The organism is Methanomicrobiales archaeon HGW-Methanomicrobiales-1 (assembly GCA_002839675.1).
Taxonomy (GTDB): Archaea; Halobacteriota; Methanomicrobia; order Methanomicrobiales; family Methanospirillaceae; genus Methanoregula.
Map to the genome: position 1 here is coordinate 422,322 of PGYM01000001.1, position 15,949 is coordinate 438,270.

Annotated in this window: 22 protein-coding genes; 15 read left to right on the forward strand and 7 right to left on the reverse strand. The window is 54.8% G+C overall.

The window, feature by feature from the left end; translation table 11 throughout:
* The first annotated feature begins 10 nt into the window (after positions 1 to 10).
* Complete coding sequence (locus CVV30_02255) at positions 11 to 1,441, forward strand: nucleotide sugar dehydrogenase (GenBank protein ID PKL70206.1); 1,431 nt, start codon at positions 11 to 13, stop codon at positions 1,439 to 1,441.
* Positions 1,442 to 1,481: 40 nt separating this feature from the next.
* On the opposite strand, the gene CVV30_02260 is transcribed toward CVV30_02255, so the two are convergent.
* The 5 genes from CVV30_02260 to CVV30_02280 form a co-directional block, all read right to left on the reverse strand.
* Positions 1,482 to 1,985, reverse strand: a complete 504-nt coding sequence (locus tag CVV30_02260) for a hypothetical protein (protein ID PKL70207.1) — start codon at positions 1,983 to 1,985, stop codon at positions 1,482 to 1,484.
* Positions 1,986 to 2,586: 601 nt separating this feature from the next.
* Positions 2,587 to 3,312 carry a protein-L-isoaspartate carboxylmethyltransferase gene (locus CVV30_02265; GenBank protein PKL70208.1) on the reverse strand — a complete coding sequence of 242 codons (726 nt, stop codon included), beginning with the start codon at positions 3,310 to 3,312 and terminating at the stop codon, positions 2,587 to 2,589.
* Positions 3,309 to 3,650: a nascent polypeptide-associated complex protein gene (locus CVV30_02270; GenBank protein PKL70209.1), complete on the reverse strand. Its 342-nt coding sequence runs from the start codon at positions 3,648 to 3,650 to the stop codon at positions 3,309 to 3,311. The genes CVV30_02265 and CVV30_02270 overlap by 4 nt, the downstream gene beginning before the upstream one ends.
* The gene (locus CVV30_02275) at positions 3,574 to 4,128 is read right to left on the reverse strand and encodes a pseudouridine synthase (protein PKL70210.1); all 555 of its coding nucleotides are present in this window, start codon (positions 4,126 to 4,128) and stop codon (positions 3,574 to 3,576) included. Before CVV30_02275 ends, CVV30_02270 begins: the two co-directional genes overlap by 77 nt.
* Entirely contained in the window at positions 4,073 to 5,473 is a 1,401-nt protein-coding gene (locus CVV30_02280; protein ID PKL70211.1) for a phosphoesterase, read from the reverse strand. Before CVV30_02280 ends, CVV30_02275 begins: the two co-directional genes overlap by 56 nt.
* 51 nt (positions 5,474 to 5,524) lie before the next feature.
* Between CVV30_02280 and CVV30_02285 the strand changes: the two genes are divergently transcribed.
* The 4 genes from CVV30_02285 (at position 5,525) to CVV30_02300 (ending at position 8,202) form a co-directional block, all read left to right on the forward strand.
* The gene (locus tag CVV30_02285) at positions 5,525 to 6,934 is read left to right on the forward strand and encodes a bifunctional ADP-dependent NAD(P)H-hydrate dehydratase/NAD(P)H-hydrate epimerase (GenBank protein PKL70212.1); all 1,410 of its coding nucleotides are present in this window, start codon (positions 5,525 to 5,527) and stop codon (positions 6,932 to 6,934) included.
* A gap of 4 nt (positions 6,935 to 6,938) precedes the next feature.
* Positions 6,939 to 7,406, forward strand: coding sequence for a cyclic pyranopterin monophosphate synthase MoaC (locus CVV30_02290; protein PKL70213.1), 468 nt, complete (start codon positions 6,939 to 6,941; stop codon positions 7,404 to 7,406).
* A 294-nt stretch (positions 7,407 to 7,700) separates the two neighbouring features.
* A complete protein-coding gene (locus CVV30_02295; protein ID PKL70214.1) occupies positions 7,701 to 7,976 on the forward strand; it encodes a hypothetical protein in 276 nt (91 codons plus the stop codon).
* Between the two features lie 4 nt (positions 7,977 to 7,980).
* Positions 7,981 to 8,202 carry a hypothetical protein gene (locus CVV30_02300; protein ID PKL70215.1) on the forward strand — a complete coding sequence of 74 codons (222 nt, stop codon included), beginning with the start codon at positions 7,981 to 7,983 and terminating at the stop codon, positions 8,200 to 8,202.
* Between the two features lie 229 nt (positions 8,203 to 8,431).
* Here the strand turns inward: CVV30_02300 and CVV30_02305 are convergent, their stop codons facing one another.
* On the reverse strand, positions 8,432 to 8,773 hold the full coding sequence (locus tag CVV30_02305; GenBank protein PKL70216.1) for a hypothetical protein: 342 nt from the start codon (positions 8,771 to 8,773) through the stop codon (positions 8,432 to 8,434).
* Between the two features lie 372 nt (positions 8,774 to 9,145).
* Here CVV30_02305 and CVV30_02310 point away from each other — a divergent pair, with 372 nt between their 5' ends.
* From CVV30_02310 to CVV30_02355, 10 genes are all read left to right on the forward strand, one after another.
* Positions 9,146 to 9,736, forward strand: a complete 591-nt coding sequence (locus CVV30_02310; GenBank protein ID PKL70940.1) for a 50S ribosomal protein L15e — start codon at positions 9,146 to 9,148, stop codon at positions 9,734 to 9,736.
* A gap of 31 nt (positions 9,737 to 9,767) precedes the next feature.
* Entirely contained in the window at positions 9,768 to 10,412 is a 645-nt protein-coding gene (locus CVV30_02315; protein PKL70217.1) for a ribonuclease P, read from the forward strand.
* A complete protein-coding gene (locus CVV30_02320) occupies positions 10,409 to 10,966 on the forward strand; it encodes a ribonuclease P (GenBank protein PKL70218.1) in 558 nt (185 codons plus the stop codon). The genes CVV30_02315 and CVV30_02320 overlap by 4 nt, the downstream gene beginning before the upstream one ends.
* Positions 10,938 to 11,660 carry a proteasome endopeptidase complex, archaeal, alpha subunit gene (gene psmA, locus CVV30_02325; protein PKL70219.1) on the forward strand — a complete coding sequence of 241 codons (723 nt, stop codon included), beginning with the start codon at positions 10,938 to 10,940 and terminating at the stop codon, positions 11,658 to 11,660. The genes CVV30_02320 and psmA overlap by 29 nt, the downstream gene beginning before the upstream one ends.
* Before the next feature lie 15 nt (positions 11,661 to 11,675).
* The gene (locus tag CVV30_02330) at positions 11,676 to 12,380 is read left to right on the forward strand and encodes a ribosome assembly factor SBDS (protein ID PKL70220.1); all 705 of its coding nucleotides are present in this window, start codon (positions 11,676 to 11,678) and stop codon (positions 12,378 to 12,380) included.
* 43 nt (positions 12,381 to 12,423) lie between these two features.
* Positions 12,424 to 12,720 (forward strand): 50S ribosomal protein L37ae, encoded by a 297-nt coding sequence (locus CVV30_02335; GenBank protein ID PKL70221.1) that lies wholly within the window; start codon positions 12,424 to 12,426, stop codon positions 12,718 to 12,720.
* 11 nt (positions 12,721 to 12,731) lie between these two features.
* Positions 12,732 to 12,866 (forward strand): DNA-directed RNA polymerase subunit P, encoded by a 135-nt coding sequence (locus CVV30_02340; protein PKL70222.1) that lies wholly within the window; start codon positions 12,732 to 12,734, stop codon positions 12,864 to 12,866.
* Positions 12,867 to 12,946: 80 nt separating this feature from the next.
* Complete coding sequence (locus CVV30_02345) at positions 12,947 to 13,189, forward strand: hypothetical protein (GenBank protein PKL70223.1); 243 nt, start codon at positions 12,947 to 12,949, stop codon at positions 13,187 to 13,189.
* A gap of 171 nt (positions 13,190 to 13,360) precedes the next feature.
* On the forward strand, positions 13,361 to 13,723 hold the full coding sequence (locus CVV30_02350) for a prefoldin subunit beta (protein PKL70224.1): 363 nt from the start codon (positions 13,361 to 13,363) through the stop codon (positions 13,721 to 13,723).
* A 99-nt stretch (positions 13,724 to 13,822) separates the two neighbouring features.
* Positions 13,823 to 14,401: a hypothetical protein gene (locus CVV30_02355; GenBank protein ID PKL70225.1), complete on the forward strand. Its 579-nt coding sequence runs from the start codon at positions 13,823 to 13,825 to the stop codon at positions 14,399 to 14,401.
* Positions 14,402 to 14,419: 18 nt separating this feature from the next.
* Here the strand turns inward: CVV30_02355 and CVV30_02360 are convergent, their stop codons facing one another.
* A complete protein-coding gene (locus tag CVV30_02360; GenBank protein ID PKL70226.1) occupies positions 14,420 to 15,937 on the reverse strand; it encodes a 2-isopropylmalate synthase in 1,518 nt (505 codons plus the stop codon).
* Positions 15,938 to 15,949: the final 12 nt, after the last annotated feature.

The window sequence follows — 15,949 nt, forward strand, 5'->3', positions numbered from 1 at the left end:
GATTACCTCGATGACGCTTGATGTTCTCCTCAAAAAAGCCGGTCCCATCAGGAGGATCGGAGTCCTCGGCATGGGATACGTGGGTATCCCTGCGGCCGCTCTCTTTGCCGATGTGCCGCAGTACGAGCGGGTGTACGGGTTCCAGCGGGATTCCCCATCATCCGGTTACAAGATTGCGATGCTCAACCGGGGCGAGAGCCCGCTGAAGGGTGAAGAACCGGGACTTGAGGAGCTGTTGCAGAAAGTTACCGCAGCACAGAAGTTTGTCTGCACCTCGGACTTTTCAAAGATCGGGGAATGCGATGCAGTTACCCTCTCGATCCAGACGCCGTTTCTGAACAAGGAAGACCTGCTGCCGGATTTTTCTGCCCTGATGGAAGGAGTAAAAAATGTGGGCCGCTACCTCCGGCCCGGGATGCTTGTGGTGCTGGAATCCACGATCACGCCCGGTACCACCATCGGGATCGCCCGCGAGCTCCTTGAGGCGGAGTCCGGTCTCAAAGCCGGTGTGGATTTCGCCCTTGCCCATGCACCCGAGCGGGTGATGGTGGGACGACTCCTGCGCAATATCCGGGAGCATGACCGGATTGTGGGCGGGATTGATGAGGCAAGTACACGGAGAGCAACGGAACTGTACACGCCGGTTCTGACCATTGGCAAAGTGATCCCTATGTCATCTACCGCCGCGGAAGTCACCAAGACCGCGGAGAACACGTTCCGGGATCTCCAGATCGCTGCCATCAACGAGCTGGCACTCTACTGCGAGGCAATGGGCATCAATGTCTACGATGTAAGGAACGGTATCGACAGCCTCAAAGGAGATGGCATCACCCGTGCGATGCTCTGGCCGGGTGCCGGTGTCGGGGGGCACTGCCTGACCAAGGACACCTACCATCTTGAACGGGGGGTCCAGCAGCTTGGGAAAGGAACGCTGGATTATCCGGCAGACGAGCCGTCGCTCTACGTGCTGGCCCGGCATATCAACGATTTCATGCCCACCCACATGTTCCGGCTCACGAAAGATGCCCTGCAGCGTGCGGGAGTCCCGTTGAAAGGCGCAAAGGTCGCCCTTCTCGGCTGGGCGTTTCTTTCCAATTCGGATGATACCCGGAATACGCCCGCAGAACCGTACCGCGATCTCCTTGTGCAGGAAGGTGTGGTTGTTTCGGTTCATGATCCCTATGTAGCGGATTATCCCGGTGTGCCGATCGTTTCCTTTGTGGAGGAGGCAGTTGAGGGTGCTGATGCGATTGTGATCTTTGCCGGTCACAACCTGTATAAAGGCCTGGATGCGCCCTATCTCAAAAACCTCACCCGTAAGAAACACCCGGTGATTATTGACGGGCGCAATATGATTGATCCGGATGTCTATATCCGACTTGGTTTTATTTACAAAGGCATTGGCCGCGGCGATAAGAACGGGCACGCGATTGTGGACTGACCCCGCATCTCATTTTTTTGCTATCCTTTTAATATCCGGTTCACGCCAGTGCCGGCACGCTGTCTGCCCACGCCTCCACCTTTTTCCGGATCGCGTCGTCCGTGTAGGATGAGACCGTGATCCGGTTGCGGGCAAGACTTACGAAATAGAGTTCGCCCGAAGGGTCATGGCATTTCAGCGTAACGGAGAAGAGATCGGCTTCCCTGAGGTGCTTTACCTTTCCGCGGTGAGCGGCGATGTTGGACATGTTCGTGATCATGGATGCGCTGCCGGTTTCATAGCCTTCAAGGGAGTCGTACACTTCCGAGCTGGTGCCCACCTGTTTATCGTTCGTATCAAGATACACGAACTTTGCCGTGTACCGTTCGCGCACCGGCATGACCGGTTGGAAGTTTCTCCTTTGGGCGCGGTATGACGTGCACCCAAGCGGGTTTCCGACTCGCAGCGCTTTGACAACTGCGGCGAATGCAGCACTGTCCGGGAACGGGTGTTTCAGTATTCGCGATGCGCTCTTGGATCCGGGTTGTGAACGGAAATGTGTCAAGGATATCTCCTGCCCTCTTTTTGGTCCTGCCCCGTGGGAATCGTCCTACTTACAGGATACCTGCGTACGAGAATGAGCGGGACCGATAAATTCTTGGTGGTCTGGTAAACGGCGGAAGTGGGGGGTCACGTGGGTACAAAATGCAAAGCTGCTCATGGTCACGGGAGTTGCAGGTTTTGCCTGATGTAACCGTAGTCTCTCTCGTTATTTTTCCGTTATTCCGGAGCATCAGCGGGCCATTGGACCCTCCGGTTCGGGTCCTGAAAATGATCGTGTACCCACGCGACCCCCCCATGCCCCTTCCGGAATTTGTGCAAAATTATTGAATTGTTACGTCGCTGATGTGGGTGAACAGGGAGATTTTGTTGTAGGGGGGGTCGCGTGGGTACAGAATGATCAAAGGGGTGTCTTGCATACAATGCGATGAATGCCGGATCAAGGAGGCTCATAGCTTCATACAGGTGATGAGAAGCGGAAAATCAGATGAGGCGTTTTGCGCGTAGATTTATCGCAATTTTAAAAAGAGGTGTCCGAAGAATGACGATATTTCCAGAATTATCAGAATAAACTTAATTTTTTGTTTCCGCTAAAAAAAAGAGAATTACTTCCTTGCGATCGTCACATACCCCGAGTGACTCACCGAGGTGGACGGCCGGGTCCCCCGCTTGGACCGCGTCATCTCCCGCTCGATCAGCTCATGAGTATGCACCTCACGGAACAGCGGGGTCGCTTCATCGACCACAATTGACATCTGCTCTATGAACGGGGTGTAACACGCGAGATACCCGCCTGAACGCAGCAGCGTGAACGCGTGCCGCACGTGCTCGGGCTGGATCTGGAGATCGAGGTGCACCACATCATAACTCCCTTCTGCTGCAAGGAAATCTGCGGCAACTGCTTCCACATTGGTGAGTTTCGACTCGGTGATATTCTTCATCGCGAGCGTGGAGAACTCCGGCCGGACCTCATAGGTCTTTACGGTATTAGCCACACCGCCAAAGTAGATCGCGGCAATCCCGCTGCCGGTGCCGGCATCGAGCACATCATCATTGTGGTTCATGCCGGTATATGCAATGACCAGCCCGATATCTTTCGGGAGCATCGGGGCGCCTGACCGCTTGCCATACGCGAAAAAATCGGTTGGACGTGGGATGCGGATGGTAAACTCTGCACCGCTATGGGTGGTAATGATATCCCCGCCGGATTTACCGACAATGGATTCGAGCTCGATCTGGCCCTTGTCAGTACCGAGTTTTCCCGGCCCAGCCTTGACCCAGAATTCCCTGCCCTCGCCTGCGAGCAGAACACGATCGCCCGGCTCAATCATGAGCTGGAGAGGCGCATGATCGCTTCAGCGATATCGCCCTTGGTCGCCACGAGAGCTTCTTTAGCCCTCTCTTCAGACACGTTTGCCGATGATGCCACCATCGTGATATCCTCTTTTGGGATCTCGGCTGTTGCCGGTTCGAACCGGATATCCCCGGTAACCTGGTACGTGGTGGATCCCTGCATGGTCATCGCAGACACTTCGGCTGAATCGAAGATGTAGTTGCCCTTTGGTGTCTTGATGATAATACTCTGCACGTCTTCAATCGGCTCGACATTCATGCCGAGCTTCTTCATCATCGCCTTCATCTGGCGTGGATTGATATTTCCCGGAAGCATCTTTTTCACTACCCTGCCGTACTCTTACGGCTACTCCATAATTAAATGCAAGCATCTCTGTGCCTGAAACAACCGCAGCGCCGCAGGCAATCAGGCGATCTTCGCTTGCAACGACCATGACGTCATCGCCCGCGCGGATTACCGGGTCGGCTGCGACCACGTGTTTTGCAAACGCATTCTTACCCTTTGCCACGAACTCTGCGACATCATCCTTGATGACTACCCGGTAGGCCGGGGCCGGCAGGCAGGCCTGGAGGCGTTTTGCGCCTTCGATGCCCAGCGTGAGCCTGCCGTCCGATGCCCGGACGGTTGCAAGGCGCACCCCGCCAAACCCGATCTGCCGGATACGCCCGGTGGTAGAGTAGATGAACTCGCAGCCTTCGGGAAAGAGTCCCGTTCCTGCCAGCCCGCCGAACTGGTGATCAGCGATTGCCTGAACCCGCCGCAGCGAACTGTTCTCCGAGTATCCTGTTGACACGAATAACAAACTCCTCTTCTGCTGATTTCGGGATATACGCGCCCGCCGCGATCTTATGGCCCCCGCCCCCGCCGCCGTACTCTGCCGAAGCACAGTTGAGCGCCTGCTGGAGATCGACTCCCCGTTCCACCACGCGTTCGGTAGTCCGCATGGACACCTTCGTGAGGTTGGTATCCTCGGGCACCTCGCACATGACCAGGATGGGGATGTTGCTGTTGAGCTTCGAGAGCGCCATGCCGGCCCCGATACCGACAATCGTATCCGGGTAGCGCCCTCCCACGTGGAGATACTGGAGATTTTCGAGTTCTTTTACTCCCGTATCGATGATATACTCCAGCAGGTTGCGGATGATTGCCCGGTGGTTCTTCAGCATGTGCTCGGCTTCGCGGTAGGCAGTGCCGCGATCCCCGCGAAGAATCGCCCCCCCGATCTGGGGCTTGGACCAGCGCCCGCAGGCATTGAGCATGGTGGCATACTCCTGTGCATTGCGCAGCGGTGTGCGGGGAGTTTCATCCGGGAACCCGTAGGTTTCGGCAAAGAGCCGGTCCAACGTATCCCCGTTTGCGATCAGCTGCTCGGCAAGAGCGGAGATGATCGTCCGTTTCTCCTCCTGCGAGATCTCTTCCCAGACATACCAGCGCCGGCTTTCCGTCTGTTGCTGAATGCCGAGTTTCTTTAAGAACTGGCGGGCGCCTTCGGGATTGTTGCTGATACCCTTGATGAACGGATCGTCATTGTAGGCAAGCGACAAGTGCACCGGGCGCGTGGCGGTGCCGTAGCAGTTGAGATCCTTTTTGCGCACCTCAACGTTCTTGTGGCGCACCCCGTCTTCGACAATGATGTCACGCGCTGGGCCGACAAGCCCGCACTTTTCCCGGGCCATCATGTCGCCAACGTTCCCCACAATCGCGAGCTTGGCGAGATCGGTGTTGGCCGGGTCCAGCTGCTTTGCGATCAGGTACGAAACCCCGGCAGCGCTCATCCGTTCATGGCCGTAAGGCAGGCAGTTCACCTGCGTATACTCCCGTTCGCAGGGCTGGCTCACGTGGTGGTCCACGATGAGGACCTCTTTTTCCGTAAAACCGCGTTCGAGAAACAGGTTCTGCTGACCTGCACCAAGATCGGAAAAGACCTTGAGCGTGTTGTCCGAAGGCACCTGCGGCATGGTCAGCGGCTCGAGTTGCCGGACAAACACCGATTTGACATTAATTCCCTGTCGTGAGATAGCCTGCGAGAGGATCGCCTCGCACGAGATACCGTCAGCGTCGATGTGCGAGATGATGGTAATCCCGGGCGCATCCGCGATCTGCTCTGCGGCTGCTTTCACATCATCGCAAAAACCCATTGCATATTATTAGGGACTACCTACACATGAATTGTACGGGAAAGCAGGAATATGAAGCCGTTTACGTTCGATGGGTATCCGGAGGAAGGCATCACCAGCCCGGCCCGGATGCGTGCGGTGGATAAAAATGCCATTGCGCTCGGGGTTACGGAGCTCCAGCTGATGGAGAGTGCCGGTCGGGCGCTTGCGGAGATGGTCCGTGCCACCTCGCCTGCCCGGGTGCTCGTGCTCTGCGGGAAAGGCAACAATGGCGGGGACGGGATGGTTGCTGCCCGGCACCTCCAGCACGGGGTCGATACCGATGTCTGTTATCTTGATAATGGGAAGCGGAGCGCTGCCTGCGAGCACCAGCTTGCCGCACTGAAACATTCCCGGGTCGGCATGCACCCGTTCACCTGCCGGGACGATCTTGATGCTTTATGCTCCCTGTTTGACAAGGCTGATGTGATTGTCGATGCCCTGCTGGGTATCGGTGCATCCGGGGAACTCCAGGAACCCTTGAAGACCTGCGTTGATCTGGCGAATGCATCGCACGCGAAGATTATCGCCGCTGATGTGCCGACGCCGGGCATGCGGGCAGATCGGATCTGCGCTTTCCACCGGGCAAAGGTTGCAGGTTCAACCGTGATCGATATCGGCATTCCTATTGAAGCCGAGTGTTTTGTGGGGCCCGGTGATCTTACACTCCTTCAGCCCCGTAAGGATAAGGCGCACAAAGGAGTCGGAGGTGAAGTGCTGGTGATTGGTGGCGGGCCGTACCAGGGGGCTCCCTATCTTGCCGGTCTCGGGGCATTGCGGGCCGGTGCCGATATCGTCCGGATCGCGTCGCCGGTCTTTGAACCGGTGCCCGACCTGATCTTCGAACGGCTCGATGGAAAAAAGATTGGCGAGGAGCATATAGAACGCCTTATCGCCCTTGCGGAGCGGGCGGATGTGGTGGTCTGCGGCAACGGGCTAGGAACGGAGAGCCACGCAGTTGTAACGGCCATTGCCCCGCACTGCAAACGTGCGGTCTTTGATGCAGAAGCCCTCCGGCTCCCGCTGCCAGCTGCGAAGGGAGAGACGATCTATACTCCGCATGCCGGAGAATTTACCCGGATAACCGGCAAGACCCTGCCCGCTGATACGATCGGGCGTGCGACTATTGCCCGAAGTGCAGGAATCAGGGGCACGGTGCTGCTCAAGGGCCACATCGATGTGATCACGGATGGCACGCAGGTGCGGTTCAACCGGACCGGCAACCCTGCGATGACGGTGGGAGGAACGGGCGATGTGCTGGCAGGCATTGCCGGTGCCCTGCTCTGTCACCTGCCCGCGTTCGATGCTGCCTGTATAGCCGCGTACGTGAACGGCAGGGCCGGCGAACGGGTGGCAGCGGAACGCGGGGGCGGGATGCTGGCATCGGATCTCGTGGACCGGATCCCGGCGGAATTATTCAAAAATAGCACACAGGCAGAGTGAGTTCATGGTCGAGTTTACCCATATTCAGGACGACAAGGCACAGATGGTGGATATCAGCGGCAAGGGCGATGTGGTGCGGGAAGCCGTGGCAGCCGGCAAGATTTACCTGCGGCCGGTCACGCTTGGTGCAATTCGCGAGGGGACAGTTGTCAAGGGCAATGTGCTCGCTACTGCCCGGGTGGCAGCGACGCTTGCGGTGAAGAACACGCCGAACCTGATCCCGATGTGCCATTCCATTCCTATCAGTGCGATTTCTGTGGATTTCTCTGACGGGGATGGGTTCATTGAGGCCAGTGTGCGGGTGAAATGTACCGGAAAGACCGGGGTTGAGATGGAGGCGCTGACGGGGGTGTCTGTCGCTTTGCTCACCATATGGGACATGGTGAAGTCTGCGGAGAAGGATGCGGACGGGCAGTACCCGGTCACCCGGATTGAGGATATCCGGGTGATTGAGAAGAAGAAGGGGAAGTGAAATTTTCTTTTAATATCTGGAATTAGAGACTTCTCTTAATAGTCGATGATGGGGGTTGAGACCCCCATGCCCCCTCCTATTGCGATGTAGGCCGCCGCCCCCGAAGGGGCTCCCCCGCGGCGGTTCAGGGACTAGTTCTCTTTTTTTTAATTCCATCTGGCCAGCAATGCATCAATTACCACTTTACCCCGATTTTTATGTGATGGACTGTGGTAACGAATCATGGTGTGAAGCACAGGTTAATTTCCTAAAAAGGACAAATGGTACATTCAGACCAAAAAGGAGAATATAACCATGGCTAAGAACTCCGAACCTCTTACCGAGAAAGTCCTCGTTTCTACGGATACCAAACAAACCCTGATGTCCATCAGGGAGCCGGGGGAACGGTATGGTGATGTGATCGGCCGGGTGTTGCAGGACCGGAAGCGTCATGATTTCATTGCACATCTGGATAAGATTGCCGAGGAAGGAGAATTCGTCCCGCTCGACAGCGATCCCGAATACGCGAGCCTGAAAAAAGAGATGCGCCGTGAGAGTAAACATCGACAAGCGGGCGCTGCAGTACGTTAACGGTTTGCCGGAGAAGGATCGCAGGATTGTCAAGCAGCATCTGCTGAAACTTGAAGATCCTTATACTGCCCCGGATGTGGAGTTGTTGCAGAACGGTCACTGCCGGATGCATATCGCCCATACCTACACCGCATTCTTCGATGTCCTGCCCGGGAGCATTGTCAATATTCTCGAAGTGATGACAATCGAGGAAGCACATAAGCGGTACAAGCGGTTCGGGAAGTAACCGGTGGGGGGTAGGGCCCTGTCTTGCCAAAGATGGGTAGGGTCCCCCTTTATGCTGATAGGGGGGGTTGGGGTCAAAATATTTTCAAATGAAGGAGTGGTCAGGCACCTCCCCCCCTTTTTTTAGACGGGAGGGTTACCTTTGTGCAAATAGGGGGACCCTCCCCTCTCTTATTCCGGACGGGGGGTACGTACCCTTCCGGACATCTAATGGCTGAAAAAATTAATTTCTATATTTTTGTGTAAGATCTTCCTTCAGACCCAATCAATTGATTGTTAGAAATTTTATAATGGTAGGGAAGAATGCAATGATCTCCATCATAAAGAGTAATGGTACTAGGGCAGAATTCCACTGTATTTCCGTTGACACTAAATTTTTTTCCTTTTTCTGGACTTCCATACCCCAAGTAATTAATGTATGTTCCATCGGAATTTAAAATTATATAAATCTTGGAATCAGCATCATTCACATATTTTCCAGCAATACTTACATTCATTATTGGTGCAAGTATTCCACTTGCGTAAAGTGCGACAATCAATAAAACTAAAATCGCTCCCCCAACAATCAGCATATTATTTCTTCGTGTTTTTTCCGGATTTTCCGGTATAGTATTTTTTTGTGATTGGGATATGGTCGGGGCATTATCCGTTTTGATAAGTGATGCTCCGCATTTCCCACAAAATTGGTTTTTCACCGTATTGGGGGTTCCACATTTCGTACAAAAATCAGTAACCCCTTCATCTGGCATGTGCAATGATAATATTGGGATTAAGATATAATCTTTGAATTGAATTTCATACCTTTTCTAAAATTTATGAAAATCCGTATGACCCGGATGCCACAGCGCTTTAATATCCGTCCACCCTATCTATACAGGCATACGGGATCCGTCCCGATGAAAAGGAATGTAGCTCAGTAATGAGCCGAACCTTAGGTGATTACCATGGTAAAATCGATGTACGCCTTCGTAAGGGAGGCATGGAAAGTACCCGCAAAGAGTGGAGTGAAAGAACTCCTCTGGAACCGCATGCAGGAATGGCGCCGTGAAGGCAGCGTTGTCCGCGTTGAGCGCCCGACCCGTATCGACCGCGCCCGCACCCTCGGCTACAAGGCCAAGCAGGGTATTGCCGTCTGCCGTGTCCAGGTCCGCCGTGGTGGCCGCAGGGCATCAAGGTATGTCCGTGCACGCCGCACAGCAGCAATGGGCAAGAACAGCAAGACAATGGGAAAGAGCATCCAGCGTATTGCAGAAGAGCGCGCGTCTAAGAAATTCCCCAACATGGAAGTGCTGAACTCCTACTGGGTAGGACAGGACGGGAAGCTCAAATACTACGAAGTCATCATGGTTGACGGTCACCACCCCTCGATCCGTGCCGACAAGAACCTTGCATGGATGGCAAATGCCACCCACCGCGGTCGTGCAGAGCGCGGAAAGACCTCAGCCGGTCGCAAGGGTCGTGGTATGAGGTGCAAGGGTATCGGAACCGAAAAATGCCGGCCGAGCATCCGTTCCAACGCGAACCAGGGCAAATAATCTTATCCTCTTTTTACGCAAAGGTATCTTCATGAAGATCACCGATGCCGCTGTATATCCGTACCCTCTGGGAGATGCATCGGTCCGCAGGCTTGCGCTCCAGGCAGCAGCGCTCGGGTTTGACAGCATTGTCGCCGCTGACGCACCACCCGGCACGTACGAGGGAGTCGAGGTGCGTTCGGGACTGATGATCCGCGATGTCCCGGTTAAGGACGTTATCTCGGCCGTGAAACGGTACAGGGATTCCGGCCGGGTGATCTCGGTCAATGCCTCAAACAACAGCTTCAACCGGGCCGCTATCGGGGTCAAAGGAGTCCATATACTTCGCGGCATCCAGAACGCGGACAAGACCGCATTCGATCACGTGGCGGCAAAGATGGCAGCCGATAACCGGGTGGCAGTCGACATCGACCTCTCCCCCATCATCATGGGAAGGAGTGTCGCACGGCAGCGGGCGATCCACCGGTACATGGACATCATGGTGCTGGAGCAGCGCTTCGAATTCCCGATCACACTGTCAACGCATGCCCGTTCCCTTCTCGATATGCGGAATGTCCGGGATGTTGCAGGGCTCTGTAGTCTCATTGGCATGGATGTACCGGATGTTGAACGTGCTCTTGCCGGTGTCGGGACCGTCCTGACCCCTATTGAGCCGAGCGTGCGGGTGATCGCATGAGCGTCCGGCCGCCCACCCTGCGCGAGAAGCGCCGGTATATTCTTGCACGGATCGAACCTGTTGGGATCCCGCTTGAGCAGAAAGACCTGTATTACGCGATTGCGGATGCAACCACATCGCTCTGGGGCGATGCAACAACCGCCATCATTACCCCGGCGGTTGTTGCGCTCGAATCCGGTTATGTGGTGGTCCGGTGTCGGCGGGGAACCGAACGGGAGCTCGCGATTGCGCTCTCGACTGTCACTGCGTGCCGGGATGTACGCATCAGCCTGCATATTATCGCCGCTTCCGGCACCATCGAGAGCCTGCGCTCCCGCTTCCGGAAGAAAGGGCCGCACAAGAAGGAGGCAGGACCAGCACCTGCCGGCAATGGTACGGGAGAAGAACCCGTGCTGCCGGAGTGCACGTTTGCAAAAAAGACTTTCCTGATCGTGCAGTGTAACGGTCAGAAGGTTGATGTGATTGAAAAGGGATTTAAAAATGCAAACCGATTGTTCTTAACAAAAGATGATCTGGAGGATTTGAATGCAACCACAATATCAGACAGGATATGACCGGGCGATCACCGTTTTTTCCCCCGATGGCAGGCTCTACCAGGTAGAGTACGCCAGAGAAGCAGTAAAGCGGGGAACCACGGCAGTAGGTATCAAGGCAAAGGACGGCGTTGTCCTCATTGTTGATAAGCGGGTGAGCTCCAAGCTCCTTGAAGCGTCATCGATCGAGAAGATCTTCAAGATCGATGAGCACATCGGCGTTGCTTCTTCCGGTCTTGTCGGGGATGCACGGGCCCTGGTCGACCGGGCACGGGTCGAATGCCAGATCAACCGCGTCTCCTACGATGAACCTATCGATGTCGAAGCGCTCTCCAAGAAACTCTGCGATCACATGCAGACGCTCACCCAGTACGGTGGCATCCGCCCGTATGGTACGGCCCTGCTCATTGCGGGTGTGAGTGACGGGGACTGTCGCCTGTTCGAGACCGACCCCTCCGGCACCCTGCTTGAGTACAAGGCAACGGGCATCGGGATCGGCCGCCCGGCCGCCATGAAAGTCTTTGAGGAAGAATACAAACCTGAAATCGAGATCAAGGACGCAATCCTCCTGGGCTTAAAGGCACTCCACTCCGCAACTGAAGGCAAGTTCGATGTGGACACTGTTGAGATTGGTGTCACCGGGCGCGAAATCCCCATCTTTAAGAAGATGAGCCGGGAAGAAGTCGCCGTCTATGTGGGACAATTCAAACAGTGATCAGCCTGACCTGACATGATACCGCTCGAAAAGTCCACGGTTGCGCGCCTCGAAAGTTTCGGGGAGCGCTTCGAGATCCTCGTTGACCCCGACAAGGCCGCACTGGTTCGGCAGGGTCAGCCTATTGAGATCGAGGATGTAGTTGCAGCCCTCAATGTGTTCAGCAATACCTCCAAGGCGACCCGCGCTCCCGATGAGGCACTCATAAAAGTTTTCCATACTACGGACTTCGAGACGATCGCGCGGCGTATCATAGAGAAAGGCGAGATTCATCTCACCTCTGACCAGCGCAAGCACATGATTGAAGAGAAGCGCCGCCAGGTGGTTAATTTTATTGCGCGCAATGCGGTCAACCCGCAGACCGGGCACCCGCACCCCCCGCACCGGATCGAGATGGCAATGGAAGAAGCGCGCGTCAATATCGATCCGTTCAAGCATCTTGACGAGCTGGTCAAAGAGACGGTGAAAGCATTACGCCCTCTTCTGCCGATCCGGTTCGAGGAACTCCGGCTCGCCATCAGGATTCCGGCAGATTATGCAGCGAAAGCCTATGGGGATATTGCAGCCGGCTGCACTATGGAAAAGGACGAGTGGCAGAAGGATGGTTCATGGGTCTGCGTGGTACGTATCCCTGCCGGGATCCAGAGCGATTTTTACGATCTCATCAATAAACTCTCCAAAGGCGAGGGTCAGGTGAAGATCCTCAATCAAGTATATTAATTCAGACGACAAATACAAGAAGACAGATCGGGGAATATCCATTATGGCAAGCTCCACACATAAAGCAAAAGGAAAAGTGACAAGAAGTGCCGGTCGTTTTGGCTGCCGGTACGGTAGATTTGTACGTAAGCGAGTAGCAGATATTGAAGCTGTTTCAAAAGCACTTCACACCTGTCCGAAATGTGACATGCTGTCTGTCCAGCGCCGGGGAACCGGTATCTGGGAATGCCGCAAGTGCGGGTTCAAGTTTGCCGGTGGTTCCTATGTGCCGCAGACGCCGGCTATGAAGATTGCCAAGCGGGCAATTGAAAGAACCATTGCTGAACACAGGATTAAATAAACGGATCGTATATGGCAAGTTCCTACAAATGTGCACGGTGCAAGCAGAAAGTTGAGATCGATGTCAACGTACGGTGCCCATACTGTGGACACCGTATTCTTTTCAAGGAACGTGGCGCGGCTATCAAAGAAATGAAAGCCAGGTAAACCACCCTGTATCCAGGCACCTGCCTGGACCCCCATACTTTATCTTCTTTTTTGCCCTAGTGGACAGAGGGATTCCTGGTATGCAACACGAAGCAATTTTCCGGTTTTCAACGGATCATGCTGTTTCCATTCATGCCGCTCTTTTACCGGAACTTACCGATGAGGTAAACCCGCGTTCAAAAACGTCCTGCCTGCTGGAAAGCGATACCGTTCTCCTGCTCAGGATTGAAGCTGAAGATATCCCGGCCCTCCGGGCAGCCCTCAATATGGCGTTGCGCCTTGTCAATGTGGCCGATGAGATGCAGCAGATCGCCATGAAATAAACCAGATCTCGTTTTCCTGCATAGTTTGTACAACCGCTCCCATTTTTTGCATCACATGCGATTCTTTATGCAGTTTGGTGTTCAAAACTATCGTTAAGCAGGCAACGATTCCGCTGTGCCTGGCGCAATCCTCAATACCTTTACTGGTAGAATTGTTAAAGGAGATCGATCATGAACAATATATCACCCAAAGTACAGAACCAGCTGGGCATGCTCCAGCAGATCCAGCAACAGCTCCAGAACATCCTCCAGCAGAAGGCCCAGTACGAGATGGCCGTACGCGAAGCCAAACGTGCCCAGGAAGAGATCACCGATGCTGCTGAGGATGCAGTCATGTACATGAGTGTTGGCACGATCATGATGCAGAAGAAGAAAGATGTCGTGAACGCAAAGCTGACCGAAAAGGTCGAGACCCTCGAGCTCCGCATCAAATCCTTAGAAAAACAGGAAAAGATGCTGGCCGGCAAGTTCGAGCAGATGCAGGCCCAGATCAAGGCAGCACTCGAAGGCAAGAGTGCCCCGTCAGCGGCATAACCAACCATCATTTTTTTCACATTTTTTTTACATTTTTTTCTTTATGGGATCACCCGTGTTCCCGCAGGTTTTTTTGTATCAGGGCACAAAACAGCATGCATGGATATGTCTTCTGCAGCTCACCAGTTTTTTTCCATCAAGTCTGCGGCTGATCATGCCTCCCGTGCGCATAAGGGGCAGTTCCGGAAGGACCGGAGAACCCCGTACATCGTCCACCCGGCCCGGGTAGCGGGATACGTAAGCATGTTTGGCGGTTCGCACGTGGCGATCGTTGCTGCCTGGCTGCATGATGTATACGAGGATTGTACGCCGGAATGGCTCTCGCTTACCGATTCGTTTATTGCAGCACTTCCCCTGCCGGAGGATGAACAGCAGGACATAGCGGCCATTGTCGATTCCCTGACAAAAAAGAACACGATTCTTGGCAAGGAAGCCCGGCTTTCCGACAGTATCGGCCGGATTCTCGATGCCCCTCCCGAAGCCACGCTGGTCAAGATCTGTGACCGGATCGATAATTTCCTTGACACGGCCTGCCGTGATGGGCGGGTACGGAAGCGCTATCTCATTTCAACGGATGAGATCATTGACCGGCTCTCGATGCGGGCAGACCTGTACGGCTATGATAAAGCCATGCAGACCCTCAAAGAGATCCGGTATGCATCCCCAAAAAATGATTAAAATTAAATGATTAATGGGTTATTTCCGGCTGGTCAGGTTGATCGCGTTTACGAGCGCCTCGACCGATGAGAGCACGATATCATCCCCGCTGCCGGATGCATCGAAGATCTTCCCTTGTTCGTCTTCTACAGCTATCGTGACGTGGCACATCGCGTCCGAACCCCCGGCGATCGCTTCGATGTTGAACTCCTTCAACACGACCCGGGCCGGCACGATCCCGAAGATCGCTTTTAATGCGGCATCCACCGGGCCATTTCCTACGGCCGAGAAGACATGCTCCTTGCCATTTACCATCGCCTTTACGCTTGCGGTCGGGATCATGTGGTTGCCTGTCATGATCGCGATGTCCTTTAAATCGAGCATCTTGTAGTCGAGTTCGAGTTCCATCACGGTCTGGGCGATCTCGTAGAGATCGGCATCGGTCACCCGTTTGCCCTTGTTGGCGATCGCCTTGACCTTCTCGATGATTGCATCCAGCTGGGTATCGTCCGGACTGATATGGACCTCGGAGAGCATCTGGTTTACCGCATGCCTGCCCACATGTTTCCCGAGGGTCAGCCGGCGCCGGTGCCCGACCATCTCCGGTGTCATGATACCGGGTTCGAACGTGGCGGCATTTTTCATCACGCCATGCGAGTGTATGCCGCTCTCATGGGAGAAGACATTCTCGCCCACCACCGGCTGGGTTGCGGGAATTGCAAAACCGCTGAACCGGGATACGAGCCGCGAGGTCTCCACGAGCCGCTCCTTTTTGATGCCGGTATTGATCCCGTAGATCGCCTCCATGATCATCGTGGTCTGGGCAAGATCGGCATTGCCAGCCCGCTCGCCGAGCCCGTTTACGGTGACCTGTACCTGCGATGCCCCGGACTCTACCGCAGCAATGGTGTTAGCCACGGCCAGGCCGAAATCATTGTGGCAGTGCACGTCAATCGGGCAGTTGACCTCCCGGTGTATCCGGGCGATGAGGGTCTTCATACCCGAGGGTGAGATGACGCCAACGGTGTCCGGCACATTGATGATGGTTGCACCGGCATCGGCCGCGACCCGGAAGACTTCGATCAGGTAATCCCCGTCCGTCCGGGTTGCATCCATGGCCGAGAACATGCACTTGTCGGTATGTTCCCGGATGTACCCGATGATCTCGCCGGTTATGGCAAGCACTTCTTCCCGGCTCTTGTTGATCGTGTTCTCCCGCTGGATATCCGATGTCGGAATGAACACGTGCACCATGTCAACGTTACAGTCAAGGCAGGCATCAACATCTCCCTTAACCGATCGTGCGAGTCCGCAGATGGTGGCCTCAAGATCGAGTTTTTTAATAGCGCTTACCGTCTCTTTCTCGGCTTTTGACGATGCAGGAAATCCTGCCTCAATCGCGTGAACACCGATGTCAGAGAGCTGACGTGCGATCTGAAGTTTTTGTTCAAAAGTGAACGCAATGCCGGGAGTTTGTTCCCCGTCCCGGAGCGTAGTGTCGAATATGGTCACGTCTTTCTTCGCCGAGCTATCGGAGAAGATGACGATCCCCCGCAAAATCCTTGCGAG